This is a genomic window from Frigoribacterium sp. AC512, assembly GCF_979258295.1.
Window position 1 is genome coordinate 1,783,022 of record NZ_OZ409850.1, and the last position, 26,806, is coordinate 1,809,827.

The following is a 26,806-nucleotide window of genomic DNA, read 5'->3' on the forward strand; positions in this document are numbered from 1 at the left end:
GCAGCGCGAAGTTGTTGCTCGTCGCGACGACCACCCGACACGCGAGATGTCGTCGGCTCTCGTTACTCTCATGACAACGTTCAACACCGCGATAACTAGGGGGATCCATGACGGAATCAAGCGTGCCGGAGAAGGCCAAGGAGAACCTGGCGCAAGCACTGGGTGACATCAGTCGCTTCGCGCGCACTACGTCAACCAGGGTCATCGACCAGGCAGGTGACCTCAAAGAGGCCGCGGCCGACACAGTTGAGAAGCTCACGAGCAAGAAGTCGGATCCCTACGAGGACGCGATCGCCGACTACAACGATGCTTTCACCTTGATGAACGACAAGGGCATCGCTCTCCTCGGACAGCGCGATCGATCAACGGACCTGATCGCCTTCGTCGAATTGCTCGTCAACAGTGTGGCGAACACACCCAAGACGTTCGAGGCTGACTTCGAGAAGATCCACGTGGACAAGGCGGACTTCCTCGACGCGGAGGAATTTGCTCGTAACGACCTCGAAGCTGCACGCCGGTCCGCGCTGGGAACTGGCGCTGGGTTGACGACCGGCGCGGCCGTGGCGAGCCTCGCCCCAACCGCGGCACTGTGGGTCGCCACGACCTTCGGAACCGCGTCGACCGGCACGGCGATCTCGACTCTGTCCGGCGTCGCTGCAACGAACGCTGCCCTCGCGTGGCTCGGCGGAGGAACTCTCGCAGCGGGAGGTGGCGGTGCTGCAGCAGGTGGGGCTCTGCTCGCCCTTGCAGGTCCGGTGGGCTGGACCATCGCGGGGGCGGGCCTCCTCGCGTCGATCGCCTTGTTGACGAAGAAGAGGCTGGAGAACAGGGAAGCGCACCAGGAGGCCCTGAGTGCCGTAAAGCGGAACACCGCCATCGTGAAGGGCATGGATGCTGAGATCAGCGACCTCCTCCAGAAGACGACGTCGATCCGCCAGATGTTGGCCAGGACCTACGGCGAAGCCCTGCCTGCTTTCGGCACCGACTATCTCGCCTTGACAGCTGAACAACAGCAACAGCTCGTGGTGCTGGTGAACAACACCAGGGCTTGCGCCGCTCTGCTCAGTACTCGGCTCGAGGAAGAACCGGACAGAGGCAGCGTCGATGAGTGACACCGACAAACTCGCGTCGAGCAACCAGGAACAGGCCGTCGCTGCTTGGGTCGGCCACCTCAACCAACTACGCCTCGACAGGCTGCTGAGCAGCCTCGCGGAGCAGAGCACGAACCTCGAGAGCGCCTTGGCGAGTATCGACTCGGCGATCAGGAAGATAGATCTCGAGGTCGTCACGACGAACCGTGGCGGGGTCAAGGGCATGCACGGCTTCATCGCCGAGGTGGCTGAGGTCGGTGTCGGGAACGCGCGACGGCAGCTTCTCGGTCAAGACACGGTCTATGAGTGGGTGAACGACAACGGCCCTGTTGACCTCGTCAGGGACGGCATCCAGATCCAGCAGAAGTTCGTTGCGGCCGGCGGCCGTCTCGGGCTCGGCGCGATCGCCGATCATTTGTCCAAGTACCCCGACTACGTGAAGAACGGTGGCCGTTACCAAATACCGAGAGATCACTTCGATGTGATCAGGGACTTGCACGACATGAGCTCGGAGGAAGCCGGGTCTGTATTGTCCCGAGGCGGTGACGGTCCGTCACTGACCGACTGGAAGCGCGTCCAGTCCTTCTTCGCAGCTGGCGATATCGATATCGACTCGGTCGAGCCGTCTCACCTGGAGTACGGAGATGTCCAGCGCGGCGCCTACGCCACGACGCTCGATTCCGAGAAGGAAGAGCTCAAGAACACCGACAAGTCCATCCGCGAAGACATGCATGACGACAGCCGACCCGGGCTGCAAGAGGGTGTGCAGGCCACGCTCCTGAGCGCAGCTGTGGAGGGTGGCGCTGCGCTCCTTATGGCCATCATCCAGAAGCGACGCGCAGGCAAGAAGCTTGCTGACTTCACAAGTGACGACTGGGCGGAGATCGCTGGTACTGCGGGCTTCGGCTTCGTCAAGGGAGGCGTCCGGGGACTCACGATCTACTCCCTGACGAACTTCACCGCGACGTCCGCAGCGGTGGCCAGTTCGGTCGTCACCAGCGCCTTCGGCGTGGCGGAACAGGCGAGCAAGCTGCGCCGGGGGGAGATCTCCGAAGCGCAGTTCATCGAGAACGCCGAGCTCGTGTGTCTCGACACTGCGGTCAGCGCCCTGTCGTCGCTGATCGGTCAGACGCTCATCCCGGTGCCCGTCCTAGGCGCCGTCATCGGGAACACCGTTGGCATGGTCATGTACCAGACGGCTCGATCGTCGCTCTCCCGACGAGAAGCCGAACTCGTCGAGCAGTACCTGGCCGCTCAGAGTGACCTCGACGACGAGCTCGACGCGGAGTACGCGGCGCTCGTCGAGAAGCTCAACGCGAGCATGTCGGACTACTTCACGGTGCTTGAGCGAGCCTTCTCACCTGATCTGTTGGTCGCCGCCGTCGGGTCGGTCGAGCTGGCGCTCCAGATCGGGGTGAGTGAGGACGAGGTACTGAACACTGAGGCCAAGGTGCTGAGCTTCTTCCTCGACTAGCCTCGGCCGTCTCGTGCCGAGAACATGGAGGGTGTCCGCCGGTGGAAGATCACGGACGGTGAGCTCGGCGCTGCGTCATCGGTTGCTGCCCTGGTGCAGGACCGTATCGATCGCCAGAGCCGCACAGACGACGAGCGAGATGAGCGGCTCCTCGAGGTGACGATGGATCTCGAGGACGTAGTTGTCGGCCTTCGTATACGACTGTCGCCCCAGTCCGGCCCATGTCTTCGTGATGCGGGCGAACTCAAAACCGTGCGGGTCTTGGAGACTGAAGTCCCATGCCTGCCAGCTCTCCGCGTTGATGGTGCCAACGCTGACTCCTTCCGCCTCGAGGCGGAACCTGATGTTGAACCTTCCGCCCAGTACCGAACCCAATACGCCAGTGTTCTCTTGGACTATCTGACCAATGTGCGTGCCATCGCCACGCATGACAATGACCTTCGACTTGAGGACCGTCGCCGGCCGGGTGAGGGTGAACAGTGGCATCCCCTGTGCATCGACGATCTGGAGCCGCTTCGTCGCGTTGTCCCGCCCGACCGCAACGCGCGACATGCTCGTGCCAAACTGCCGCACGCCGCCCACCTTGCGACCGAGCTGATCGAATACCTCGTATTCAGCCTTCTTCTCGAAGAGCTTGACCTTCTGGTTGACGACAAGAACGGGTTCTGTCAGGAGAGTGCCGCCGCCACTCCGCGTCCTGTCAGCAACGCCGAGGTTCTCGACCTGGCGCTGGACACGCTTGTTGACGGGCGCAGTCGCCGAAGGCAAGACGGTTTGCGCGATGATGTGCTGACCACGTCCAGAAGTCGCAGGTGGCGGGTTCACGGGTGCGTCTACAGCCTGTTGCCCGCCCGAGCCCACGTGCTCAGTCCACCGAGATCCGTCCCAGTAACGGTGTTCGAATCTCGCGAAGGGGTCGGCGAACCACCCCGGAGATGCTTGCATGGTCATGGCGCGAGGCTAACAGCCCCACTGAGGCACCACGGCGGACACTAATCGGCAACTGCCGAGCTCTGAAAGAGTCCCTGGCATAGCGTCCATCCCCCACAACTGGGTCCCCCTCTCGCACCACCGCACGTCGAACACATGTGAGCATGGTTCAAGGACCCGCGGTCAGGCAGGTCTCGATCAGGGGGAACCACATGGCTCACAACGGCTACGCCGTCATCGACTTCGAGACCACCGGGCTGTCGCCGCAGTACCACCACCGGGTCATCGAGATCGGGATCGTCCACGTCGCCCCCGACGGGACCATCGAGGACTCCTACGAGACGGTCGTGAACCCCGGCCGCGACCTCGGCCCCACCCACATCCACCAGCTCCGTGGCGCGGACGTCAAAGACGCACCCACGTTCGCTGACATCGCTGACCAGTTCGTCGACCACCTGCGCGGACGCGTCCTCGTCGCACACAACGCCCGCTTCGAGACGACCTTTCTCCGCGCCGAGCTCGCGCGTCTCGGCGTGACGTCCCCGGTCAGCGACGACGGTGCCCTCTGCACCATGAAGCTCGCGACCACTTACCTGCCCGGCTCCGGCCGCAAGCTCGCCGACTGCTGCGCAGCCTTCGACATCCCTCTCGACGACGCGCACGAGGCCCTCGCCGACGCACGAGCGACCGCGCACCTCCTCGGCTCCTACCTCGAACTCGGCCGCGACCAGGCCGAGTGGTGGGGCCAGTGGGGCGACTTCGCCGCCCGCGCTCCGTGGCCCAGCGCAGCCGCCAGCCGCAGCGCAGCCGGCTGGGTCCCGCGACGACGCGCCGGCGGCGGAAACCTCGACTCAGCACGTGACGAGCGAGCCCGGGACTGGGCGATCGGCACGAGCCAGGCCGTCGCTTCCGGCGTATCGGCAGCCACCACCAGCCGCACCGCACCTCCGGCGTCCTTCCTCGAACGCACCACCGACAGGCTCCGACCGGTCGCCGGCACAGGTCGTGAGCTCGATTACCTGGCCGTGCTCGACCGCGCGCTCTCCGACGGCTTCCTGTCCGTGTCCGAGACCGACGAGCTCCGCAGCCTCGGCGAGGCGATCGGCGTCGGCCCGGTCCGCCGCGCCGAGCTGCATCACGAGTACTTCGACACGCTCGTCGACGCCGCATGGTCGGACGGCGTCCTGAGCGCCGACGAGCGATCGGACGTCGAGTCGGTCGCCGTCATGCTCGACATCGAGCCCTCCGTGAGTGCCGCGGCCCTCGCGCCCCGGGAGCCGCGGCACACGCAGGCGTACGCCGCGGCCGCGAACTCCGCCGCGTCCACGCAGCCGATCGGATCCGCGTCGCCGCAGGCCACACGCCTCGCCCCCGGCGACCTCGTCGTCCTGACCGGCGAGATGTCGCAGCCCCGCGACACCATCGAGCAGCTCCTCACCTCGCTCGGCGTGATCGTCAAGCCCGGCATCACGAAGAAGACCTCGTTCCTCGTCGCTGCCGACCCGGACAGCCTGTCCGGCAAAGCACAGAAAGCACGCCAGTACGGCGTCCCGATCGTTGGCGAGGACGCCCTCCGCGGCCTCCTCCAGACGGCGTAGGCGACCGTGGCAGCAGCAGGCGCCTCCGCCACCGACGAGGCCCGCCGCCAGATGGCCCGCGCCGAAGCTCACGAACACGAGGCCGCTCTCGCCCGTGATGCCGCGGCTCGGTTCGGGCTCGCCGGCATCACCGAGAAGCGGGTTGCCACCGAGCTGGCGCCGCTCAGCGCGCTCGGCTACCACCTCCTTCCCGACCGTGCGTGGCCGGGCAGTCGAAGCGCCCAGGTCGACCTGATCGTCGTCGGCCCGTCGGGTGTGCACATCGTCGACACGAAGGCGTGGAAGGAGGTGTCGATCCATGAGGGCCGCATCTTCCGCGGCCAGGCCGACGTCACCGAGGACCTCGCCTCGCTCGCCGACCTCGCCTACAACACGGAAGGAATTCTCGTCGAGGTCGGCCTCGCACCGACCGAGGTCCACGCCGTCGCAGTCCTCGCGGGCCGGAAGGGCATCAAGGAGGCGGTCGGTCCCGTCACCGTCGTCGGCGAGCGCGACGCGCTCCGCCACATCGCCTCCCCCGGTGCCCGCCTCACCCCGAGCCAGGTCGATGCCGTCCTCCGCCGGGTGCTCGACCACTTCCCTGTCCTGCACGCGACGACGAACATCGACGTCACCCTGCCCGAGCCGGTCCTGCCACGCCCCGTCGAGTCCGTGACCGAAGCGCTTGCTGACATCGCCTCGTCGGACGAGATGGCCGAGGTGGACGCGGCCCTGCTCGAGAGCATCCTCGCCGCGCCGATCGAGGAGTGGATGTCGTTCCTCGACCCGGCCCAGGCGAAGCTCGTGAGGCGGAGCTTCAACGGACCTGCACGCATCCGCGGCTCTGCCGGCACGGGCAAGACGGTCGTCGGCCTGCACCGAGCCGCCTACCTCGCCCGCAACAGCGGCACGCGAGTCCTGTTCGCGACCTACGTGCGCACGCTGCCCCAGGTACTCGCCAACCTCCTCGCCCGACTCGCCCCTGACACCGTCGATACGGTCGACTTCAGCGGCATCCACAAGTTCGCCCTGAACGTCCTGTCCGAGCGCGGGTGCGCTGTTCGCCTCGACACGAAAGCGGCCGACTCCGCATTTGACGAGGCGTGGGCCGGCCGCGCACGAGGCGGCACCCTCGACTCGTCCGGGACCACCTCCCGCTACTGGCGCGACGAGATCGACCACGTCATCAAGGGCCGCGGCATCCGTACCTTCGAGCAGTACGCCGACCTCGCCCGCGTCGGCAGGCGCTACCGCCTGAACGTCGACCAGCGCCGCGACGTCTGGTCGCTCTACGAGCGCTACGAGCAGGGCCTCCGCCGCCGCGACGCGCACGACTTCGCGGACGTCATCCTCCTGGCCCGCGACAGCCTCCGCGCGACGCCCCTCGAACGCTACGGCGCCGTCATCGTCGACGAGGCGCAGGACCTCACCTGCGCCATGGTGTCCCTCCTGCACTCGCTCGTCGGTGACCGACCCGACGGCCTGACGCTCATCGGCGACGGCCAGCAGACGATCTACCCCGGGGGCTACACGCTGTCCGAGATCGGCATCTCACTCAGCGGCCGTGGGGTCGTCATGGATGTCAACCACCGCAATACGGCCGAGATCCTCGCCTTCGCCAACACCGTCGTAGCAGGCGACGAGTACACCGACATCGAGGGCAGCGGGCAGCTCCGCGACGGTGTCGACACCGTGACCCGGAACGGCCCTGCCCCCGTGCTGAGCCGTCACCGCTCGTGGCCCGACCACGACGCAGCGCTCGTGGAGCGTGTCCGCGAGGTCACTCGCCTGGTCGGCACGTCCTGGGGCGACGTCGGCGTACTGGCGACCACGCACGGGCAGGTGACGAAGACGAAGGAGGCGCTGGTCGCGGCCGGCGTCCCCGTCATCGCCCTCGACCGCTACGACGGCCGCCCCGTCGATGCCGTCAAGGTGGGCACGGTCAAGCGCGCCAAGGGCCTCGAGTTCAAGCAGGTGCTGCTCGCCCGAGTCGAGCCCGCCCTGCTCGCCTCGGGCCCCGAGCCGACCTCGGAGACGGACCGCGAGCGCCGCGACCTCGACCGCCGTGAGCTCTACGTGGCCATGACCCGTGCCCGCGACGGGCTGTGGGTGGGCGTCCGGTCCCTCACGGTTCAGCCTGCGTCAACGCATGGCTCCGCTTCGTGATGACGGCTGCTCATGCCACGATGACATCAACACCCGGGAAGGGTCGAGGTCGCGTCTGACGATGTGAACTCGCGCGTCTCCGCACACCGCACCAGGAGGCGCACGTGACCACGACCAACCAAGAACTCGTCGGCCGCGCCGTCACCGAGCTGGTGCGGGGCCTCGAGCCGATCATCGCTGAGCGCCTCCGACCCCACCTTGTCTCGGGAATGTCCTGGACCAACCTCTTGAAGCGGCGCGACGAGGTGGCTGCATCTACTCCGAGACCGACCCGCAGGTGATCCTGCGGACGCTGACGGAGTCGCTAGGAGCTCTCCGGCGACGCAATCGAGGCCACCCTTGGTCAATTGGGGAGCCGGCCCGCGGGCGAGCTGCGCGAGGTCCGCAACGGATGGGCGCAAAACGCCGTCCGCGGCGACACATCCTGGCCACTTGATTCCGCTTAGTGAATTCCGGGAGTACGTCAAGATGGGCGCGGGGCTCAGGGACGGCCCTAAAACAAGAGCCGGCGTAGTGTGCGCACATTCAAAAAAATTTAGCCCATGACATCTATACCTTCCGGAGCGGCAATACCTCGTCGTAAAGTTCAGCACAGTTAATGCGACCTACGGCTCCAGCACCCTTGCCCGCCGTCCAATTTCGGACGAGGCCCTCGGGCACGCCTGCCTCGCTGCGAAAATGAATACGCTTCTCCGCGGCCCATGCACCCTGCTCCTGATTCTGCTCTTCGTAGAACCGTACGTCCGAGGAATTGATGAGGTAGTCAAAGGCTTCCCGCTTTTCGGCCTCGTTCAAGAACTGTACTTGTCCATTCTTGCCATACACGAGTTTAGCCATGTCACCCTCCGGGAATTTTCGATACGTCGTCTTTGCAAAGAGCACCTGAGTAAAGCTCTTGAACACGAGCATACTGCGAATTTTGCGTCTGATCAATAGAACGAGAACCCCTCGAGCGGTGTTTCATGTATTCCCGACCCGGCCAACGAGGTGGAACCACCGACAAGGACGAGTTAAATTGTGCTCAAGTTACAGCTGGTAATCACGCATCTCCGCCAAATCTGCTTCGGACATTTACGACGCGACGGTGGCCTTGGGCTCGACGGCAACGACCGTGTCAAAAAGGCCGACCTGACGACGACCGCCATTGACTGCAATGCCTGTGTACGATAAGGACGCATCCTCATACCGCCTGAAGGCAAACACTGCTTGGTTCATGTGGCCCGCATTAAAAACACCCATTGATACCAGCAAATTAAATTCTTCAACGGTGAGTCCTGTTACCTCCTTAAATAGCCCAGGTTCGATTTTGGTGATTACGTCGTAGAGCGTGTTCTCGCGATAATCGGTCAAGTACATAAATGCCGGAATCCGAGTAGCGAACTTCACCAGCTTTTCCTGTATCTGTCTACGCTTGGACTTGTACTCTTTCTCCTCGGACGATAGCTCTTTTTTGTCGGCCGGAGTCAAGTTATCACCCTTCTCCTTCTTGGTCTTCTTGACCGCTTCGCTTTTATTGATAACCGTTTCAAAAGCACTCGCACCCAGGGCTCGAAAACCCTCGATGTTCATGACAGCATTCAGTGCTGCTTCAGACGACAAGATCTTGCGGAGCGTGAGATTATCTACATTTACAAGAATCGCCGATTCCCACTTACGCGCCAGAAGTGTTGCAGAGGTGCCCGCCATCGCGATATCAAGAATTCCAGCTGCATCAATTTGTGTCATATGCGAACCGTCGTAGGCCAGGACGGGGAGAAATTTGACAAGCTCACCAACAGCTGCTTCTGGATTGCGCTCCTCAGGTGCGAGTCCGGTCCCATACTCGCTAATCTGTCGCAGGGCGCGCGTAGGCGCAAAGTCAAAAACGAAGCATGCCGGCTTGACGATGTCGATGCGCGACGGGTCATCGCCGTCTGGATTTCGGATCGTCCATGGTGACTGAACCCGGAATGCCGCTTGAAAGTAAGTTTCGGGTGACTGCAAGTTTCGCAGCATCAATATGGAAGACCACTGCGGCACTGTCACTCCCGTTGTCAGCTTGCCGACGGTGAGAGTGATCGTTTTTGTATCGAAGCCGCTTCCAATTGCGTCGCGAACTGGCGGTAATGCGTCGAGGCCGACTCCTACGCCGGGCGCAGAGACGTTAACAACATTGTAGTCGTGCCAGAATACGTTCTGCGGTTCTCCTAGCAAATTCGCCATAGCACTACACGAAACGGTCCGAGGAAGCATCCAGAGTGAGTGCTGGAGGTAAGGCAGGAGCCGCGTGTCAGAGTAAGGAAAAGGTGGACGGGTTCCCGTTTTGAGGTGGTCGACTTGAGTGGGTGCGTAAGTGCCGCGGATTAAATTAAGCCACTTCTGTACTTCATCCTTGTGCACGAACTCCGCATCTTCACCAACTACTCTTGCCTCGAAGAAGGTGTTGAGGTCGAATTCGTCGAACTCTCCCTCGCTTGCAATGGCAAGCAACTCCTCAGGCACCTGGTACGTCAGCAGCCGCATCTCCGGCAACGCCGCGTAGGGGTTTTGCTGGTTGAGGCTGTCCGCTTCAAATGCCGCTTTAGCTCGCTGCTCATCAGAGTACGTCCAGTTAAAGACCTGTTCCTCAATGAAACGCCCTTCCTTGAGGACCTTAAATGGGGTTCCGGAAAGGTATAGGTATGAGCGTGCCTTGATCGGCACAAAGGCGTCTTCGTCTAAACCAGTTTCCTCAAGGTTTTCGGCAAAAGTCTCCAAATCCTTGCTGAACTCGTTTTCGGTCGCCATCTTTCGAGATCTATCATCCTCACCTACGAAGAGCTCCTGGGCAGCATCTTTCCAGGCACCGAAATGGTACTCATCAAATACGACAAGATCCCATGCAGACTTGGTCAGCCAAGCGTGCTTGCCCTTGAAATTCCCGACAGAATCGCGTCCCAGCAAATCTTGGAAGGATCCGAAATACACGAGGGGCCTGTCCAGATCGACAAGTTCAGGATCGCCGCCCGTCTTCCGGGATAAGTATTGCCATCCATCGAAATCCACGTGCGTTGATAGGTCCGTGTCCCACGCATCTTCGACAGCGGGCTTGAACGTAATAATCAGAACGCGCTTTGCCTGCATGCGTTTGGCGAGCTGATACGTGGTGAATGTCTTACCGAAGCGCATTTTGGCGTTCCAGAGGAATTCAGGTACTGCGTCTTCGTCTTCCTCCCAACGGCTATCGAAATACTCGAGCGTTCGTTCAACAGCGAGCGCTTGTTCCGCGCGCATCGCGAAGGTGGCGTGGTGCGTGCCCTCATACTTTTGACCCGCTCGTAGCTCGGCGATCGCCGTCTTCACGTCGTCAGCCGAGCAGCGCATCCACTCAGTACTCGACTCGAAAACAACGTTCTCGAAGTTCTTAGCCATCAAACGCCTACGCACCTCAAGGTCACTTATAAGTGACCCGTCCGCCCGCTCCGCATGCTCGACTACCTCGAGGGTGTACTCAACACGCGCCTGGCCCTGAGACTCACGAATACGGGCATTTACGTCACGCGTGGTCTGACCGACCTTGAGGCAACCGCGCCAACGGTCCGCCACCTCATTGGATGACCATGCGTAGAGCTGAGGTCTCGGTTCCAGTTTCGTGGGAAACAGTTCAACATCACCTCTAGGCATCATTCTCCCCCGGGGCGAACATGATGGGTTTGATCTGCGACTCGATTAGTTCAATATCACTCGCGGTCAGTTCATAATGATTAAAGAGGTCTTCATCGGTCCACGCCCTCCTGAAGTCACGATCGGGGACGAAGTCATACGATGAACGAGTCATATTCTGCGTAAGCAAAACGGTGGAGATGAGGAAACGCGCAAATCGTGTTCGCAAGTAATTCGCGGCATTTGCGGCTTCCTCGTTTGACGCAAACGGCCCCACGACCAGATAAGAGCCTGTAGCAACCGTGCCGGGAGGCATGACCTCGATCCGTGAGAGCACTCGCCGTCGGCCCTGCTTATCCGTTTGTCCCGCATGCTCACTCGAGGTTTTGGAGACCAATACCTTCCAAGCGTCTATCAGGGAGTGGCCTCGTGTTACGAATGAACGATCTACGCGCCCGTCGCTCCCGCTCGCATACAAATAAAGTTCACCCTCCTTGTCTCGCTCATGCGGGGCCTCTATCGTAAACGGGTTTCTAGGAGACACACGGCGTGAAAATGACTCTGCCTCTTGAGCTCGCACTTTCTCCATGATCTTGAGGGCCCGGTTGTCCCGAACGAAGACAGAATGTTCGTCGAGTCGCCGCGTAGCAGTGAAAGTGTCACCACCGATCCGTGTCTCCACAACACAGTCCCCAGGGTTATCGCGGTCCCAAAGGAAGAAACAGACACCCCCGGCAATATCGACACCGTCGAATGCCTGACGTGAGTCTGGGAAATCCGTCAGCCGGCGCACTCGGCGATCGCCGAGCATTGAGGCGCGGAAGCCATCCAGGCCTTTCCCGCCGGTGTACCAATTCGCTTTCACCACCATTGAGAGCAGGCGCGGCTCAAGCAGTTGCGCTTGTTTGATGAAGAGCTGATAGATCGGGCGCGCACTTGAGCCGGTGCCGCCGCCGTCCGCAAGTTGATAAGGCGGATTTCCGATGATCACATCGAACTGCATGTCAGCTCCAAACATCTCCGCGACGACTGCGCGCGGGTCGGTCTTGTGGATAAAGGCGTAGGCGTGAGTTTCAAGCTCGTCGCTGCGCCCATATTCAGCCTTCGACGCACCGCAGTAAACGCAGTTCTCACCAGCCCACGCGTGCTCTGTGCGCTCGAACCAGATGTTGCCCCAGTCACGGTCGAAACTTCTTGCAACGGAGTCCTTCCCTGTGGCATTCTTTGAGCAGTAAACGCTGCGCCTCGCTAGGAGGGCCGTAAGCCCGGTAATACCGATACCGTAGACCTGTTTGGTTACAATGTGATCAACGCGATCGTGTAGGTCCGAGATATGGTTGGCAAGACCCTCCGTCAGACGTGACACAATCTCACGAAGGAAGACACCAGATTTTGTAAACGGATCAAGAAACGTCACGTCGGGATTTTGCCATAGCGATTGGCCATCGTGGGATCTAGCCCACGCCTCTGCGACACCGTCCAGCATCTGGTTCGCCAGGTCGGGAGGTGTGAAAACCTCATCATTAGATAGGTTCGCTATGCACGTCAAAACATCGGGGTTATGCACGCGGAGCGTGAAGCTAGCCTTGTCCTCAAGAACATGTTTAGCCACGTTGCAGTCCTTGGGCAATCTGGGCAAGCGTCATAGCTGGCCAGTTGCGCACCGGCGTGAAAATTTCGTGCTCCTCGAATCTCTCGAAGAGGGTTCCCGCTGCGGCGGATCGCTGTGTCAGTGAATCAAACCTAAAGTCGCGACGTTGGTATTTGCCCCGACCTAGATAGGCCCATTCTGGGAACACGATGGCGGCACCATCGCCGTCAGTCAACGCAAGCGCGTCGCCCTGGACGATATTTGCGGCGACCACAACCCGAGCCGCGGCAATCAATTCATCATCAACGAGTAGCTTGAGCGCTTGGGTGAAAGTACTGACCAAGTTGTCGCGACACTCGGCTGCATTGTCTGGCAGCAGTTCGATCCCGTAGATACACATCAGACCAAGCAGCGCGTGATGCCGACGTTCGAATGGGCTCCTGCCGTACTTCTTGTCAACCGCGTGCAGCTTGCGTTCGAGGATCGGAACTAGAAAGTTTCCTGAGCCGCAAGCTGGCTCAAGAAACCTCGAATCGATGCGGCCGGTCTCGTGTTCGACCATGTTCAGCATGTCTTCGACAAGCCAATTCGGCGTAAAGACTTCACCGTGATCCGCGACTCGTTGACGCGATTTAACGAGTGGGCGCAGTTCTTCCTGCAACTTGACCTCCTGCATGAGAGTCGATCCTATCCGTGGAGCCCGAGGCACTGAGCTATGCGGCGCCGCCGACTATGAACGAGCCCTAAGGAGCCCTCAGATAATTAACTGCGTGGGTGCAAGTACCTGCTTGACGAATGGCGCGACTCTGGACCGCTCAATCTAGCTGTCTCGCCGGTGCACACAGACGTGGTTCGTTTCTCCCACCGTCGTAAAATCATACGTTCTCCAGGCGCACCGATCTGAGAAAGGATGCACATGAGGCAAATGTGCGTATCCACGTCACGCGAGCCTAAATTCAGGAGCGGTATGTGATGTGAGCGAAGCCTCTACAGGCGGATTACCAAATGGTCGGGCTGACAGGATTTGAACCTGCGACCCCTTGACCCCCAGTCAAGTGCGCTACCAAGCTGCGCCACAGCCCGAGAAATTCGCTCCTAAGAGTGAACCTCTTGGTGTTGCCCCGACCGAGGCAACTCGAACAGCATAGCCGATCCTGAGGCCCTCTTCGCGCACCCCGAGGCGCCCCTGAGCTGGGGGCACGAATATTAGTGGAGATCTGGCATACGTGAGTCATGATCTTCTTCGTGGGGATCATCGACTGGACGACGGGCGAGCACGCGCGGCGTCTCGACCTGTGGTCCCGCCTGTCTGCCGAAGGTGACGCGCGCGGCCTGGCGCCGGACGCCGTCCGCGCTCTCGGCCTCTACCGCGGCCAGGCAGGCATCTTCTTCGATGGCCAGGCTGACTGGGCCCGAGAAGCGCCTGGCCGCGTAGCCCTCACGCTCTTGAACACAGGCAAGACCTACGCCGACTCGATCGTGGATGACCGCCTCGAGTACCACTACCCCTCCACGAACAGGCCCCCCGCGTTCGACAAGAACGAGATCGAGTCCGTCAAGCGCGCACAGTCCCTCGGCCTTCCCCTCTTCGTCCTGGTCAACAACGCCTACAAGGCGACCTTGAAGGACGTGCGCCTCGGCTACGTGGACACCTACGACGACGAGGCGGAGACCTTCTTCATCACCCTCGTCGACGCCGTCCTGCCTCTCGCCGCCGCCGAGCAGCTACCCGAGACCGAGGACGACATCGAGCTCTTCGGCGGTCTCCCCGAGCAGACTCTCCGCCTCGTCCAGCAACGCAACCAGCAGCGTCGCTTCAAGACCGACGTGCTCATCCGCTACGGCAGCCAGTGCGCCCTGTGCGACATCGACGTGCCACGGCTCATCCAGGGCGCACACCTCATCCCCAAGAGCATCGGCGGTGCGGACCACGCCCAGAACGGGCTGCCCCTCTGCCTCAACCACCACACGGCCTTCGACGCCTTCTTGCTCGTCATCGAGACCGACGGCTCGGGCATCACCTACGCTCCCGGCGTGTCCAAGGAGTCGCTCCAAGTGATCCGCGACGACCTGACCCACCTCCGGGCTGCGCCGTCCAAGCGAGCACTCCGCCAGTACAACGCGTCACCCGCCGCGAAGGCCGCCCGAGCAGCCTGGGCCTGACCCACCACTGTTGCGCCGGGTTACAACCCCCGCGACAGCACCTGCCACCCCGCCATACCGTCGGGACATGCCCGCCTCCTCGACGACCGCCTCCCGCGCTCTGCCGTTGACCCTGCGCGGTGTGGGCCGGCGGTTCGACCGGCCGGTGCTGCACGGGGTGGACCTCGACGTGGCCGCCGGCGAGATCGTCGCCGTGCTCGGGCCGAGCGGGTGCGGCAAGTCGACGCTGCTCCGACAGCTCGGCGGACTCGACCAGCCCGACACCGGCACCGTCCAGATCGGCGACGAGCCCGCCCGCCACGCCGACCAGCGCTGCGCCGTCGCCTTCCAGGAGCCGCGCCTCCTCCCCTGGCGCACCCTCCGCGACAACGTCGAGCTCGGCCTCCCGAAGCCGAGCAAGCAGACCACCCCCTTCCCCAAGCTCACGAAGCCCGAGCGCGATGCCCGCCTCACCGAGCTGCTCGACCTCGTCCACCTCGGGCCCGCCGGAGCCCGCCGCCCCCGCGAGGTCAGCGGCGGCATGGCCCAGCGCGCCAGCCTCGCCCGGGCCCTCGCCCGCCAGCCCGCGGTCCTCCTCCTCGACGAGCCGTTCGGCGCCCTCGACGCCCTCACCCGCCTCCGCATGCAGGACCTGCTCCTCGACGTCCACGACGCCCTCCCCACCACGGTCGTCCTCGTCACCCACGACGTCGACGAGGCCCTCTACCTCGCCGACCGCATCGTGCTGCTCGCCGACCTGAGCCAGCAGCCGGCTGACCAGCTCGACCCGGCGAGCGCCGACTCGACGCACGCCGACACCGCAGGAGGCGCCACCAGCATCCAGCGCATCGTCACGGTCCCCGGAGCCCGCCGTCGAGACCGCGACGCCCCCGAGCTCGCCGTCCTCCGCCAGGAGCTGCTCGAGGGCCTCGGCGTCCACCGCGTCCCCGCGGGTCATACCAGCGCCACCGGCCACGCCGGCCTCACCGGCCGCGCCAGGGCCTGATCCGTCCCGTGACGGAACAGCCACAGCCACCACGCCACGACTTCATCCGTCTCCTGACGGATCAGCCACAGCAGCCACACCGGGGCCTGATCCGTCTCGTGACGGAACAGCCACAGCAGACGCACCTCCCCCGCACCGCACACCTCGAGCACCACGCCATCCCCGACACAGCACCGGAGACGACACCATGACGCACGACACCGACACGACCGGCACCACCGGCACCACCGGCACGACGACCGGCAGCGGCACCACCAGCACCCGCACCTCCCCCGCCCGCCGCAGCCGCGCCTCCTTCGCCGCCTTGGCACTGGGAGCAGCAGCAGCCCTCGCGCTCACCGGCTGCGTCGCCGGCGAGGACGCCCAGGGCGAGCCCGCCGAGGCCGCGGGCGGCGACGCGAGCGCGTCCAGCGGCGAGTGGAGCACCGACACGCTCAACATCGACTTCGCGACCTATAACCCGCTCAGCCTGATCGTCAAGGACCAGGGCTTCATCGAGGACGCCCTCGGCGACGACGTGGCCGTCACCTGGACCCAGTCCGCCGGCTCGAACAAGGCCAACGAGCTGCTGCGTGCCGGAGCCGTCGACGTCGGCTCGACCGCCGGCTCGGCCGCACTGCTCGCCCGCTCGAACGGCTCCCCCATCCACACGATCGACATCTACTCGCAGCCCGAGTGGTCGGCGCTCGTCGTCCCCGGCGACAGCGACATCGCCGACGTCGAGGACCTCAAGGGCAAGACGATCGCGGCGACCAAGGGCACCGACCCCTACTTCTTCCTGCTGCAGGCGCTCGACGAGGCCGGCCTCAGCGCGAGCGACGTCACCATCGAGAACCTGCAGCACGCCGACGGCCGCGCCGCCCTCGAGAACGGCAGCGTCGACGCCTGGTCCGGCCTCGACCCGATCATGGCCGCCAGCGAGGCCGAGTCGGGCACCAAGCTGCTCTACCGCAACGTCGACTTCAACACCTACGGGTTCCTCAACGCGACGGAGTCGTTCCTGACCGAGTCGCCCGACGTCGCCCAGGTCGTCGTCGACTCGTACGAGAAGGCCCGCGCCTGGGCCGAGGAGAACCCCGACGAGACCGCGACCATCCTCTCCGGGGTCGCGGGCATCGACCCGGCCGTCGCCAGCACCGTGCTCGACCGCACCCACTTCGACGTCGACCCCGTCCCCGGAGCCGCGCAGGCCGACGTGCTGAAGACCGTCGGGCCGATCCTCGTCGAGTCCGGCGACGTCGCCTCGCAGGACGCCGTCGACGACGCCCTCGACACCCTCTTCGACGACACCTTCGCCAAGGACGCCGACGCCTCGTGACCGACACGTACCCGCTGAGCGGCAACGAGAAGGAGGCGGACGCCCGCCAGGTCGTGGAGCGCACCCGCGAGGCGGCCGAGCGCCGCGGTGCTGGCGCGAGCAGCAGCCCGCAGGAGGCGCGGGTCGGCTCGACCCCCACCTCCCGCGGTCCGCGTCGCGGCCTGGCACTGCTCGGGGCGATCCTGCCCGCGGCCGTCCTGCTCGCGTGGGTGCTCGCGACCGAGGTCGTCGACGTGCCGAGCTACAACCTCCCCTCGCCGTCGGACGTCTGGCTGGCCGGCGTGCAGCTGGCGCAGGCGGGGCTGCTCGGCCAGTACGTCGCGATCTCGGTGCAGCGCGTGCTGATCGGCTTCGCGGTCGGGGCCGGCATCGGCATCGTGCTCGGAGCCGTCGTCGGCCTCTCACGGGTCGGCGAGGCGCTGCTCGCCCCGTCGATCGCCGCGGTGCGGGCCGTGCCGTCGCTGGCGTGGGTGCCGCTGCTGATCCTCTACCTCGGCATCGGCGAGGACTCGAAGATCACCCTCATCGCGATCGGCGCCGCCTTCCCCGTCTTCACGACCGTGGCGGGCAGCCTCCGCCACGTCGACCCTCAGCTCGTCGAGGCGGGCCGCGCGTACGGACTCGGCCCCGTCTCGCTCTTCACGACGGTGCAGCTGCCGGCGGTGATCCCGTCGCTCGTCTCGGGCCTGCGTCTCGCACTCGCCCAGGCGTGGCTGTTCCTGGTCGCGGCCGAGCTGATCGCGTCGTCGATGGGACTCGGCTTCCTGCTCACCGACTCGCAGTACAACGGACGCGTCGACCGCATGTTCCTCGCGATCATCCTGCTCGCGCTGCTCGGGACGCTGACGGACTTCGTCCTCAACGCCGCCCAGCGCGTGCTCCTCCGCCGCTGGCGCTAGCCCGCCCCGCGCCCGGCCTACGCCTCCTGCGCTGCCCGGCCCGCACCCCCTCGCGCTGCAACGCACCGTTCCGGACAAGATGGCGCCGCACAACGCGGCACTTTGTCCGGAACGCGGCATGACGGGACGCGCCCGCGAATCGCGGCCCGGCCCGCGCCTCCTGCACCCTGGTGTGGACGAGGCACCCCGACACGACGGGGTGCATCGTCCAATCGGGGGTGCGAGACGCTGCGAACGCGCTCGGCCCGACGCCCGCGCCTCCTACGCGGCCAGGCGCTCGCGCTCGCGCCGGCGTCGTCCGCCCATCACGACCACCACCGCCACCATCGCGGCGAGCGCCAGCCCCACGATCGCGGGAGCCCCGACGTCCACCGCGCTCTCGAGCCCTCCGCGGGTCGCCTGCGCGCCCAACCAGAGCGCCGTCGCCCCCTGCACCAGGTAGGCGACGAGGTACACGGTCGACAGCGTCCCGGCGCGGTGGTGCTCGGGAGCGAACCGCGACACGATCCCGAGCCCCGACGCGAAGAACAGGCTGTAGCCGACCCCGGACAGCACGCAGAACACCAGGAACAGCGCGAGCGACTGCTGTGCCGCAGCCAGCACCAGCGCGGTGAAGCTCGCCGCGGTCGCGACCGCCGCCACGACGACCGCGATCACGACCGGCACCCGCCGCGACGCGAGCGCCACGACCGCGATGACGACCATCGACAACGCGATGATGGCGCCGGTCACGAACGCGTTCGAGCTGCCGATCAGCGTCGTCCCGATCTCCGCCCCCAGCGACAGCACCACCGCACCCAGAGCGTAGGAGGCGCTGACGCAGACGGCCGCGGCGCCCACCACCCCGAGGAGCCCCCGCGGCACGCTCAGCCCCCGTGGCCGCCAGCGCCCGGCCGTCGCGTCCCGGTCGCGGGGCAGGCGCCACACGAGCGCGAGCACTCCGAGCTCGACGACGAGCAGCACCCAGTAGGTGAGGTGCAGCGGCTCCGGCGCGTACTGGACGAGCGCGCCGCCGAGCAGGGTCGCGAAGACGAGGCCGACTGCGGTGGAGGCGGTGCTGATCGCTCCGGTGCGGGCGGAGTTGACCGGCCCGGCGATGTCGATCATGGCGGCGGTGGCGGGGCTGAGCGACAGTCCGACGCCGAGGCCCATGAACGCCCGCCCGACCAGGACCCAGCCGACGTTCGGCGCCAGCGCGAAGAGCAGCACCCCGACGATGGAGGCGCTGACGCCGAGCAGGATGCTCGCCCGGCGGCCGATGGTGTCGCTCAGGCTGCCGAAGACGAGCAGCACGACGACGAGCACGAGCGGGTACACGGCGAAGATCGCGGTCGTCACGAACGGCGTCAGCTGCCAGTCGGTCGCGTAGAGCGGGTAGACCGGCGTCGCGGCGCCGCTCGTCCACAAGGCGAGGGCGAGGACGGAGGCACAGGTCCAGAACGCGAGGCGCGGAGCGTGGGGCATGAGCGCGACGCTAGCGCGCCTCCACGCCGGCTCGTGCCCCGCGTGGGCCAGCTGCCGGCGCACCGGCGGGCGAGTTCGTCGCACACGGGCCGTCACGACCGCCCGCCGCCGACGAACTCGCCCGGTCAGGAGAGGCGATCGGCGCCAGACGCCGTCGACGCTGCCGGTCGCGGGAACGCCGCCCGCATGTGGTCCGTCGTCAGGAGGTCGCCGATGCCGATCATCAGCAACGAGAACACGATCTGCTCGACGACCATCCAGCCGGGGTAGAGCCCGGGGATCGTCGCGACGATCAACGTCACGATCGGGAAGATCTGGCTGAAGAGCCGCAGCCGCGAGTACGCCCACCAGTAGCCGAGCTGGGCTCGCCAGGCGAAGACGTACAGCGACGCCGTGATGAAGAGCACGACCGTCGAGCGGAACCACACGGCCCACGGCACGTGCTCGCCCCGGCTCCACAGCACGGCGGCGATGAAGATCGCCGTGAGCCCGACGACGGTCTCGCCGAGCAGCAGCCACCGGATGCCCATGAACGCCCGCACTGTGCGCGGGTGCTCGCGCATGTCCTCGTGGATGACGTGCTCGGCCTGACGACCGCCAGCGATGTTGTCCAGCCGGAGGTGCCTCCACACCCGGTCGGCGGAGTCGCTGAGGGCGCTGGTCGCGTCCACACCGTCGCGGGGCCCGACCACCCCGCCTCGCACCGTCCGCACCGTTCGCACCGTTCGCACCGTTCGCACCACCCCATCGTGCCCCATGCATCAGTGTGTTCCCGTCACTCTGCTCCGATCTCCCAGTCGTAGCCGTCGCGTTCCGCGTCGTAGGCGAAGCACGTCGAGAACGAGGCGACCTGGAGGAACTCCTCGATCATCTCGACGTAGTAGTTGCCGAGGACGGGGCTCCTCAGGATGAGCCGCGGCTCACCGGTGGAGCCCTCCGTCAGCTCGACATCGAAGTCACCCGCGCGCGCCCAGTGCTCCCGCAGGTCGTCCGCGAGCTCTCGGAATGCCGGAGGCCTGCTCACCGGCAACGCCGTGTGGCTCCCCCAGCTCGCCGCTCCTGGGGAGCAGCCGGTGAGCGAACCACTGGTCGACTCGACTTCGCCCGTGACGAGGTCCGGCGGAACGAAAGCGGCCACCTCCCGCTCGATCTCCTTGACGACGACCCTGATCTCGGCGAGGGTCAGCTGCGCGATCTGCGTTCTCGCCCCCGCGCCGTTGGACGCCTGTCTCCACGAGCATCCTCCCAGGCTCGCGGTCAGGACCACGGCGAGTATCGCCGCCCCTCCAGCAGTCCAGGCCGCCCTCACTGCGGGTCCACCGAGCGCAGCTCTTTGAGGACGTCGCGGATGACCTGTTGGTTCTGCCGCGAGTCACTCGCGATCAGCCCGTGGTTGACGAGCAACGTCGCGACTCGGAGGAAGAGGGGCGAGTTCCACTTCGTGGCGCGGTCGGCGTCGCTCTCGTACACGTGCCGCTCGAACTCGGCGAGGTACTGGGGGTTGTGGTGCCGGTAGACGACGCCCGTCGCCTGCACCACACCGAGTGCGTCGTCGTAGCGGAACGAGTCGTACTCGGTGTCCGGCGAGCCGGCCCACTCCTGCACGGCGCCCGCCCCGGCGAGCGAGACGACGTGGTCGAACTTCGCGCCCGCGAGCTCCGACGCCAGGATGTTGGCCGCGCCCCAGCTGTGACCGATCCCGACCGAGCGAGGAGGCGGCGAATCGATCGCCGCCCCGCCGGCGTCGAGTCCGGCCCGGAACGCCGCGAGGCGCTCACCTGACTCACGGGCGAACGCCGAGGAGTTCGCCTGCGCGAGGGCAGCCAGGATGTTCTTCTTCTCGAGCGGGAACTCCCCTTCACCGCCCCCGGGGAACCGCCCGTCCTTGTAGATGAACGCGACGCTGTCGACCTCGTCGTCGGCCATCAGCCGACGCGAGAACGCCCGGAGACCCGTTCCGTCCGCCCAGAAGTCCGCCATCTGTGTCGACGTCCCCGGCACGTACGTGTAGATCCGCTCCGGGGCACCGGCGACGGGCCACTCCCCGAGCATCTCGACGATCCTGTCCGCCGCGCGGTCATACGTGTACAGCTGCACCGTTGGCGGCACGGCCGCGGCCCCGCGCAGGTACGCGTTCTCCCGCTCGAGCTCGGCGATCAGCTCACGGGCCCGAGAGTCGTCCAAGGGGTGCCGGGCGATGTCGTCGATCACCCGCTGGTTCTCGACCATCTGCCCGGCCGCCGTCACCGCGTTCGCCCGGATCCGTGCCCGAGGCGGCACCCCGTCCAGGTTGCCGATCAGCCACGGGACGGCGAGCCCGAGCGCCTGCTGCGCGGCCGACAGCCCGTCGCCAGAGACGGGGCGCAACCGGGCGAGCGAGTCCCACCACTCGCGCACCACCTCCGGCGAGGCCTCGGCGATCAGGGTCGCGAGCAGCGGGAGATCGGCGAACAGCAGGGCCAGGTCGACGATCGAGAGCCCGTCGAGCAGGCGCAGCGCCTGCTCCGGCGTCGTCGCCTCGCGGACGTCGGCGGAGGCGCTCAAGAAGCCGCTCGTCGCCGGTCCGTCGTAGAGCCCCGCGATGCAGGCGCTGTCCGCCGCATCGCGTCGCTCGACCAGCTCGGCCCACTGCCGCCCTATCCGGGCCAGCTCGTCGTGGCCGGCCTGCTCCTCGCGACGAAGAGCCTGCCTCTCGGCGTCTCGCAGGCCGAGACCGAGCCCGAGCCCGAGCCCCACGGAGGGGACCATCGCCTCCTCCGCCTCGAGCAGGAGTAGCGACTCGGCCCCGCGTCGCAAGGCCACGTCGACCTCGCCCCGGCGCAGCTCGAGCAGCCGCTGCACCGCGGCGATTTCGCCGACCTCGGCTCCGTACGCCTCGAGCAGCACGCCGTGCTGCTCGACGGCGTCCATCAGGGTCGCCAGCTCGCCGACGAGCACCTCGCCCGTGTCGCCGAACGCGAGGCCGGCCTCGGCCCGCCACTCGGTCGCAGCCCAGCCCAGGCACCTCTCGAGACGGTGCCGCGCGAGGCTGAGGTCGTCGTGCTTCTCTCGTCTCCGCCTCGAGAGACGGGAGATCTCGGCAGGGTTGCCCTTGCCGGGGTCGAGCTCGTCGACGCTCACCTCGCTGCTCCCGCAGCGGCGCAGCCCCCGGCCTGCGCCGCGAGCCCCTCGTCGACGGCGCGCATGCCCGAGACGAACTCCGTCGGCAGCGCCGCGAGCCTTCCCAGCAGCTCGAGCGCGAGGTCGACGCGGCGGGCCAGGTGCACGGTCACCTCGCTCAGAACCCCAGCCACGCCACCGGAACCCAGCGCCGCCGAGCAGTCGCCGGTGAGGAGGTGCGGGAACGCCAGCCCCTCGCCGGCCGTCCGCACGGCGGCAGCCATCCCCTCCAGCCCCTCCAGGTCTACGTCGATCGTCGCCGCCATGCCTCGCCTCTCGTCAGTGGAAGATCCCGTGCCCGATATGTCAATGTCGGCTCACGTGGGCATCACCCTAGCAACGCCGAACGCCCGGCCGTGGACGGATCCACAACCGGGCGTTCACCCCACAGGGGGCAGAGGGAGAGACGAGCTACGGACGCTTGCGCTTCTCGCGGACGCGCATGTTCACCGTGATCGGGGTGCCCTCGAAACCGAAGATCTCGCGCAGGCGGCGCGTGATGAAGCGGCGGTACTGCGGGTCGAGGAACCCGGTGGTGAAGAGCACGAAGGTCGGCGGGCGGTTCGCCGCCTGGGTGCCGAACAGGATGCGGGGCTGCTTGCCCGAGCGCAGCGGGTGCGGGTGCTCCGCGACGAGCTCGGCCAGCAGGGCGTTGAACTTGCCGGTGGGGATGCGAGTGTCCCACGACTCGAGGGCGAGCTCGAGGGCCGGCACGAGCTTCTCGAGGTGACGACCGGTGCGGGCCGAGATGTTGACGCGCGGCGCCCACGAGACGTGGTCGAGATCTTGCTCGATCTCGCGCTCGAGGTAGCGGCGACGGTCGTCGTCCAGCAGGTCCCACTTGTTGAAGGCGAGCACGAGCGCGCGGCCCGACTCGAGCACCAGGTCGATGATGCGCAGGTCCTGCGTCGAGATGGGCTCGGTGACGTCGATGACGACGACGGCGACCTCGGCCTTCTCGAGCGCTGCGGAAGTGCGGAGCGAGGCGTAGAAGTCGGCGCCCTGCTGCAGGTGGACGCGCTTGCGGATGCCCGCCGTGTCGACGAAGGTCCAGATCCGACCGGCGATCTCGACCTGCTCGTCGACCGGGTCGCGGGTGGTGCCCGCGAGCTCGTTGACGACGACGCGCTCCTCGCCCGCGGCCTTGTTCAGCAGCGAGCTCTTGCCGACGTTCGGGCGGCCGAGGATGGCGACGCGGCGGGGTCCACCGATCTCCTCCTTCGCGACCGTCGAGACGGCGGGGAGCTTCGTCATGATCATGTCGAGCAGGTCGGCGACGTTGCGGCCGTGCAGGGCCGACGCGGGGAACGGCTCGCCGAGGCCCAGCGACCAGAGCGAGGCCGCCTCCAGGTCCTTGCGGGCGTCGTCGCTCTTGTTCGCGACCAGGATGACCGGCTTGTGCGAGGCGCGCAGCATGCGGACGACGTGCTCGTCGGTGGCCGTGGCCCCGACGTTGACGTCGACGACGAACAGCACGGCGTCGGCCAGGTCGACGGCGATCTCGGCCTGCATCGCGACGGACTTGTCGATGCCGATCGCGTCGGGCTCCCACCCGCCGGTGTCGACGAGGGTGAACCGGCGCCCGCCCCACTCGGCCTTGTACGAGACGCGGTCGCGGGTGACGCCCGGCTTGTCCTCGACGACGGCCTCGCGGCGGCCGAGGATGCGGTTGACCATGGCGCTCTTGCCGACGTTGGGGCGGCCGACGATGGCGAGCACCGGCAGGGCCGGCGCGTAGGTGAGGGCGTCAGGATCCCACTCGCCGCCCTCGAGGACGTCGACGTCTTCGTCGTCCAGCTCGTAGTCGGCCAGACCGGCACGCAGGGCGCGGGCACGCTGCTCCGCGTCCTCGTCGGGCATCGCCTGGATGCGGCCGACCATCTGGTCGTCGAGCTCGGGGTACTTGTCGTCGTCTGCCATGGAGGCTCCTAGCGTGTGGGGGTGCTCGCTCGCACGAGCTCGACCACGGCCTGCACCGTCTGGTCGAAGTCGAGATGGGTGGAGTCGACGGTCGACACGCCCTCGGCGGCGGTCATGAAGTCGACGACCTTGCTGTCCAGCCGGTCGCGGGTCGACAGCTGCCGAGCGGTCTCCTCGGCGGACTGCCCGGTGACCTCGGCGGAACGCCTGGCCATCCTAGCCTCTTCGCTCGCCGTCAACAGGATGCGCACCTGGGCGTCCGGCGCGACGACCGTGGTGATGTCGCGGCCCTCGGTCACGATGCCGGGCCGGCCGGTCGACGCGATGATGCGACGGAACAGGTCGACCATGAAGCGCCGCACCTCCGGCAGCTTGGCCACGTGGCTGACGGCGCCGGTCACGCGGGGCGTGCGGATCTCGTCCGTCACGTCCGCGCCTCCCACGGTCACCGAGGAGGCGCGGGCCGGGTCGATCTCGATCGCGTACGCGAACGAGGGCAGCGCCCCGATCACGGCGTCCGCGTCGTCGAGGTCGACGCCGCTGTCGAGAGCGTGCAGGGCGAAGGCGCGGTAGGCCGCGCCCGTGTCCTGGTAGTCATAGCCGAGGGCCACGGCGGAGGCGCGGCTCACGCTGGACTTGCCGCTGCCGGCCGGCCCGTCGACGGCCACGACGACGTGCCGGTGCACCGCCTCCGCGGTCCGCTCGCGCAGCTCGGCCGTGTGCGCCTCGCCGGCGGGGCCGCCCACGCCGTGCTCGCCGGGGGCGCGCTCGACGTCGAGCTCGACGGACGAAGCGGCCGAGTCGGTCGTCGCGTCTGCGCCGGCTGAGCCGGTCGACGTGTCCTCGGCGCTCATGCGAACGCCCCGGACACGGTCCAGCCGCGCCCCTCGAGCTCGGCGACGAGTCGTTCTTCTTGTTCGGGCACGATGCTGACCTCCGCGAGTCCCACCTGCGCGCCGGGCGAGTGCTCCAGCCGCAGGTCTTCCAGGTTGACGCCGATGTCGCCGATGTCGGCGAGCAGGCGGGCGATCTGGCCCGGGGCGTCGTCGACGATGACGACGACCGAGCTGAACCGCGTCGACTGCCCGTGCTTGCCGGGCAGGCGTGCGACGCCGGTGTTGCCGGCGCCGATGGCCTCGGCGACCGTGCGGCGAGCGCCCGGGGCCGAGGGGTCGGCGAGCGCCGCGATCACGCCGTCGAGGTCGTCGCGCAGGTCGCGCAGCACCTCCACGACGCGGGACGCGTTGGCGCCGAGGATCTGCACCCAGAGGGCCGGGTCGCTGGCGGCGATGCGCGTGACGTCGCGCACTCCCCCGCCTGCGAGCCCCAGGGAGGCGTCGGTCGCGTCGCGCAGGCGAGTCGCCATGAGGCTCGACACGACCTGCGGCACGTGGCTGACGAGGGCGACGCCCGCGTCGTGCTCCTCGGGCGTCATCTCGATCGGGGTGGCGCCGAGGTCGAGGGCGAGGTCCTCGACGGCCGCGGCGCGGCGGTAGCTGATGTCGTCGTGTCCGGCGATGACCCACGGGCGGCCGGCGAAGAGGTCGGCGCGGGCCGAGATGGCCCCGCCGCGCTCGCGACCGGCCATGGGGTGCGAGCCGATGTAGCGCGAGACGTCGGCCCCACGGGCACGGAGCTCGTCGAGCGGGGCGACCTTGACCGAAGCGACGTCGGTGACCAACGCCTCCGGGAACGCGTCGAGCTCGCGGTGGACGATCTCGGCCGTGACGTCGGGCGGCACCGCCACGACGACGAGCACGGGGGCGTCGCCCTCGGCGGCGACGCGACCTGCGCCGTAGTCGACGGCGAGGCTGCGGGCCGCGGGCGAGGCGTCGTCGAGGATCACGTCGACGCCGTGCTCGCGCAGCCGCAGCCCGATGCTCGTGCCGAGCAGGCCGGAGCCCACGATCCGCACCTGGCCGTCGAGACGACGCGTGCCGCCGACGAGGTCGTCGACGGTCACGCCGAGGCGTGCTGAGCCCGTGCTGGGCTCAGCGGCGCTGAGGTCCGTCGAGGAGGCGCGGGTCGGGTCGGTCACGACCGCCCGCCCCCGCGGGGGCCACGTCCCCCGTCGTCGGGGCGGCCACGGAACGGACGGTCGCCGCCGCGCTCGGGGCGTCCGCCGCGGTCGTCGCGACCGGAACGGTCGTCACGACCCTGGTAGCCGCCACCAGCAGGACGACCACCGCGGTCATCGCGACCCTGGTAGCCGCCACCGGCCGGGCGTCCGCCACGGTCATCGCGACCCTGGTAGCCGCCACCAGCGGGACGTCCACCACGGTCATCGCGACCCTGGTACCCACCACCAGCGGGACGTCCACCACGGTCATCGCGACCCTGGTACCCACCACCAGCAGGACGACCACCACGGTCATCGCGACCCTGGTAGCCGCCGCGCTCGGAGCGTCCCCCACGGTCATCGCGCCCACCGCGGTCGTCGCGACCCTG

Annotated in this window: 22 protein-coding genes and 1 tRNA gene; 9 read left to right on the plus strand and 14 right to left on the minus strand. The window is 66.6% G+C overall.

Annotated features, from left to right (window positions below; all coding sequences use genetic code 11):
* Positions 1 to 107: 107 nt before the first annotated feature.
* Together ACZZ97_RS08055 and ACZZ97_RS08060 are read left to right on the plus strand one after the other, a co-directional pair.
* Positions 108 to 1,112 carry a hypothetical protein gene (locus tag ACZZ97_RS08055; RefSeq protein WP_463472816.1) on the plus strand — a complete coding sequence of 335 codons (1,005 nt, stop codon included), beginning with the start codon at positions 108 to 110 and terminating at the stop codon, positions 1,110 to 1,112.
* Positions 1,105 to 2,565: a hypothetical protein gene (locus ACZZ97_RS08060; protein ID WP_463472817.1), complete on the plus strand. Its 1,461-nt coding sequence runs from the start codon at positions 1,105 to 1,107 to the stop codon at positions 2,563 to 2,565. The genes ACZZ97_RS08055 and ACZZ97_RS08060 overlap by 8 nt, the downstream gene beginning before the upstream one ends.
* Before the next feature lie 75 nt (positions 2,566 to 2,640).
* On the opposite strand, the gene ACZZ97_RS08065 is transcribed toward ACZZ97_RS08060, so the two are convergent.
* Positions 2,641 to 3,516, minus strand: a complete 876-nt coding sequence (locus tag ACZZ97_RS08065) for a phospholipid scramblase-related protein (RefSeq protein ID WP_463472818.1) — start codon at positions 3,514 to 3,516, stop codon at positions 2,641 to 2,643.
* A 191-nt stretch (positions 3,517 to 3,707) separates the two neighbouring features.
* Here ACZZ97_RS08065 and ACZZ97_RS08070 point away from each other — a divergent pair, with 191 nt between their 5' ends.
* The 3 genes from ACZZ97_RS08070 (at position 3,708) to ACZZ97_RS08080 (ending at position 7,519) form a co-directional block, all read left to right on the plus strand.
* Positions 3,708 to 5,093, plus strand: coding sequence for an exonuclease domain-containing protein (locus ACZZ97_RS08070; RefSeq protein ID WP_463472819.1), 1,386 nt, complete (start codon positions 3,708 to 3,710; stop codon positions 5,091 to 5,093).
* A 6-nt stretch (positions 5,094 to 5,099) separates the two neighbouring features.
* Positions 5,100 to 7,238, plus strand: a complete 2,139-nt coding sequence (locus ACZZ97_RS08075) for a nuclease-related domain-containing DEAD/DEAH box helicase (RefSeq protein ID WP_463472820.1) — start codon at positions 5,100 to 5,102, stop codon at positions 7,236 to 7,238.
* 104 nt (positions 7,239 to 7,342) lie between these two features.
* The gene (locus ACZZ97_RS08080; RefSeq protein ID WP_463472821.1) at positions 7,343 to 7,519 is read left to right on the plus strand and encodes a hypothetical protein; all 177 of its coding nucleotides are present in this window, start codon (positions 7,343 to 7,345) and stop codon (positions 7,517 to 7,519) included.
* Between the two features lie 268 nt (positions 7,520 to 7,787).
* Here the strand turns inward: ACZZ97_RS08080 and ACZZ97_RS08085 are convergent, their stop codons facing one another.
* The 5 genes from ACZZ97_RS08085 to ACZZ97_RS08105 all read right to left on the minus strand — a co-directional run bounded on the left by ACZZ97_RS08085 (position 7,788) and on the right by ACZZ97_RS08105 (position 13,533).
* A complete protein-coding gene (locus ACZZ97_RS08085) occupies positions 7,788 to 8,147 on the minus strand; it encodes a hypothetical protein (RefSeq protein WP_463472822.1) in 360 nt (119 codons plus the stop codon).
* Positions 8,148 to 8,309: 162 nt separating this feature from the next.
* The gene (locus tag ACZZ97_RS08090) at positions 8,310 to 10,883 is read right to left on the minus strand and encodes a GIY-YIG nuclease family protein (protein WP_463472823.1); all 2,574 of its coding nucleotides are present in this window, start codon (positions 10,881 to 10,883) and stop codon (positions 8,310 to 8,312) included.
* The gene (locus tag ACZZ97_RS08095) at positions 10,873 to 12,471 is read right to left on the minus strand and encodes an Eco57I restriction-modification methylase domain-containing protein (protein ID WP_463472824.1); all 1,599 of its coding nucleotides are present in this window, start codon (positions 12,469 to 12,471) and stop codon (positions 10,873 to 10,875) included. Before ACZZ97_RS08095 ends, ACZZ97_RS08090 begins: the two co-directional genes overlap by 11 nt.
* On the minus strand, positions 12,464 to 13,126 hold the full coding sequence (locus ACZZ97_RS08100; RefSeq protein ID WP_463472825.1) for an N-6 DNA methylase: 663 nt from the start codon (positions 13,124 to 13,126) through the stop codon (positions 12,464 to 12,466). The genes ACZZ97_RS08095 and ACZZ97_RS08100 overlap by 8 nt, the downstream gene beginning before the upstream one ends.
* A 330-nt stretch (positions 13,127 to 13,456) precedes the next feature.
* A tRNA-Pro gene (locus tag ACZZ97_RS08105) sits at positions 13,457 to 13,533 on the minus strand.
* 150 nt (positions 13,534 to 13,683) lie between these two features.
* On the opposite strand from ACZZ97_RS08105, the gene ACZZ97_RS08110 reads away from it, so the two are divergent.
* From ACZZ97_RS08110 to ACZZ97_RS08125, 4 genes are all read left to right on the plus strand, one after another.
* Positions 13,684 to 14,613 (plus strand): HNH endonuclease, encoded by a 930-nt coding sequence (locus ACZZ97_RS08110; RefSeq protein ID WP_463472826.1) that lies wholly within the window; start codon positions 13,684 to 13,686, stop codon positions 14,611 to 14,613.
* 67 nt (positions 14,614 to 14,680) lie between these two features.
* On the plus strand, positions 14,681 to 15,598 hold the full coding sequence (locus ACZZ97_RS08115) for an ABC transporter ATP-binding protein (RefSeq protein WP_463472827.1): 918 nt from the start codon (positions 14,681 to 14,683) through the stop codon (positions 15,596 to 15,598).
* Positions 15,599 to 15,785: 187 nt separating this feature from the next.
* Entirely contained in the window at positions 15,786 to 16,916 is a 1,131-nt protein-coding gene (locus ACZZ97_RS08120) for an aliphatic sulfonate ABC transporter substrate-binding protein (RefSeq protein ID WP_463472828.1), read from the plus strand.
* 53 nt (positions 16,917 to 16,969) lie between these two features.
* The gene (locus ACZZ97_RS08125; RefSeq protein WP_463473780.1) at positions 16,970 to 17,815 is read left to right on the plus strand and encodes an ABC transporter permease; all 846 of its coding nucleotides are present in this window, start codon (positions 16,970 to 16,972) and stop codon (positions 17,813 to 17,815) included.
* 261 nt (positions 17,816 to 18,076) lie between these two features.
* Here ACZZ97_RS08125 and ACZZ97_RS08130 read toward each other — a convergent pair whose 3' ends face one another.
* From ACZZ97_RS08130 to ACZZ97_RS08165, 8 genes are all read right to left on the minus strand, one after another.
* A complete protein-coding gene (locus ACZZ97_RS08130; RefSeq protein ID WP_463472829.1) occupies positions 18,077 to 19,279 on the minus strand; it encodes an MFS transporter in 1,203 nt (400 codons plus the stop codon).
* A gap of 125 nt (positions 19,280 to 19,404) precedes the next feature.
* A complete protein-coding gene (locus ACZZ97_RS08135) occupies positions 19,405 to 19,971 on the minus strand; it encodes a hypothetical protein (RefSeq protein ID WP_463472830.1) in 567 nt (188 codons plus the stop codon).
* 83 nt (positions 19,972 to 20,054) lie between these two features.
* Positions 20,055 to 20,546 carry a hypothetical protein gene (locus ACZZ97_RS08140; protein ID WP_463472831.1) on the minus strand — a complete coding sequence of 164 codons (492 nt, stop codon included), beginning with the start codon at positions 20,544 to 20,546 and terminating at the stop codon, positions 20,055 to 20,057.
* Positions 20,547 to 20,584: 38 nt separating this feature from the next.
* Positions 20,585 to 22,399: a hypothetical protein gene (locus tag ACZZ97_RS08145; RefSeq protein ID WP_463472832.1), complete on the minus strand. Its 1,815-nt coding sequence runs from the start codon at positions 22,397 to 22,399 to the stop codon at positions 20,585 to 20,587.
* Positions 22,396 to 22,704 (minus strand): hypothetical protein, encoded by a 309-nt coding sequence (locus tag ACZZ97_RS08150; protein ID WP_463472833.1) that lies wholly within the window; start codon positions 22,702 to 22,704, stop codon positions 22,396 to 22,398. Before ACZZ97_RS08150 ends, ACZZ97_RS08145 begins: the two co-directional genes overlap by 4 nt.
* Positions 22,705 to 22,849: 145 nt before the next feature.
* Complete coding sequence (der, locus tag ACZZ97_RS08155; protein ID WP_314102977.1) at positions 22,850 to 24,358, minus strand: ribosome biogenesis GTPase Der; 1,509 nt, start codon at positions 24,356 to 24,358, stop codon at positions 22,850 to 22,852.
* An 8-nt stretch (positions 24,359 to 24,366) separates the two neighbouring features.
* Positions 24,367 to 25,212, minus strand: coding sequence for a (d)CMP kinase (gene cmk, locus ACZZ97_RS08160; RefSeq protein WP_463472834.1), 846 nt, complete (start codon positions 25,210 to 25,212; stop codon positions 24,367 to 24,369).
* On the minus strand, positions 25,209 to 26,321 hold the full coding sequence (locus tag ACZZ97_RS08165; RefSeq protein ID WP_314102985.1) for a prephenate dehydrogenase: 1,113 nt from the start codon (positions 26,319 to 26,321) through the stop codon (positions 25,209 to 25,211). Before ACZZ97_RS08165 ends, cmk begins: the two co-directional genes overlap by 4 nt.
* Positions 26,322 to 26,806 lie beyond the last annotated feature (485 nt).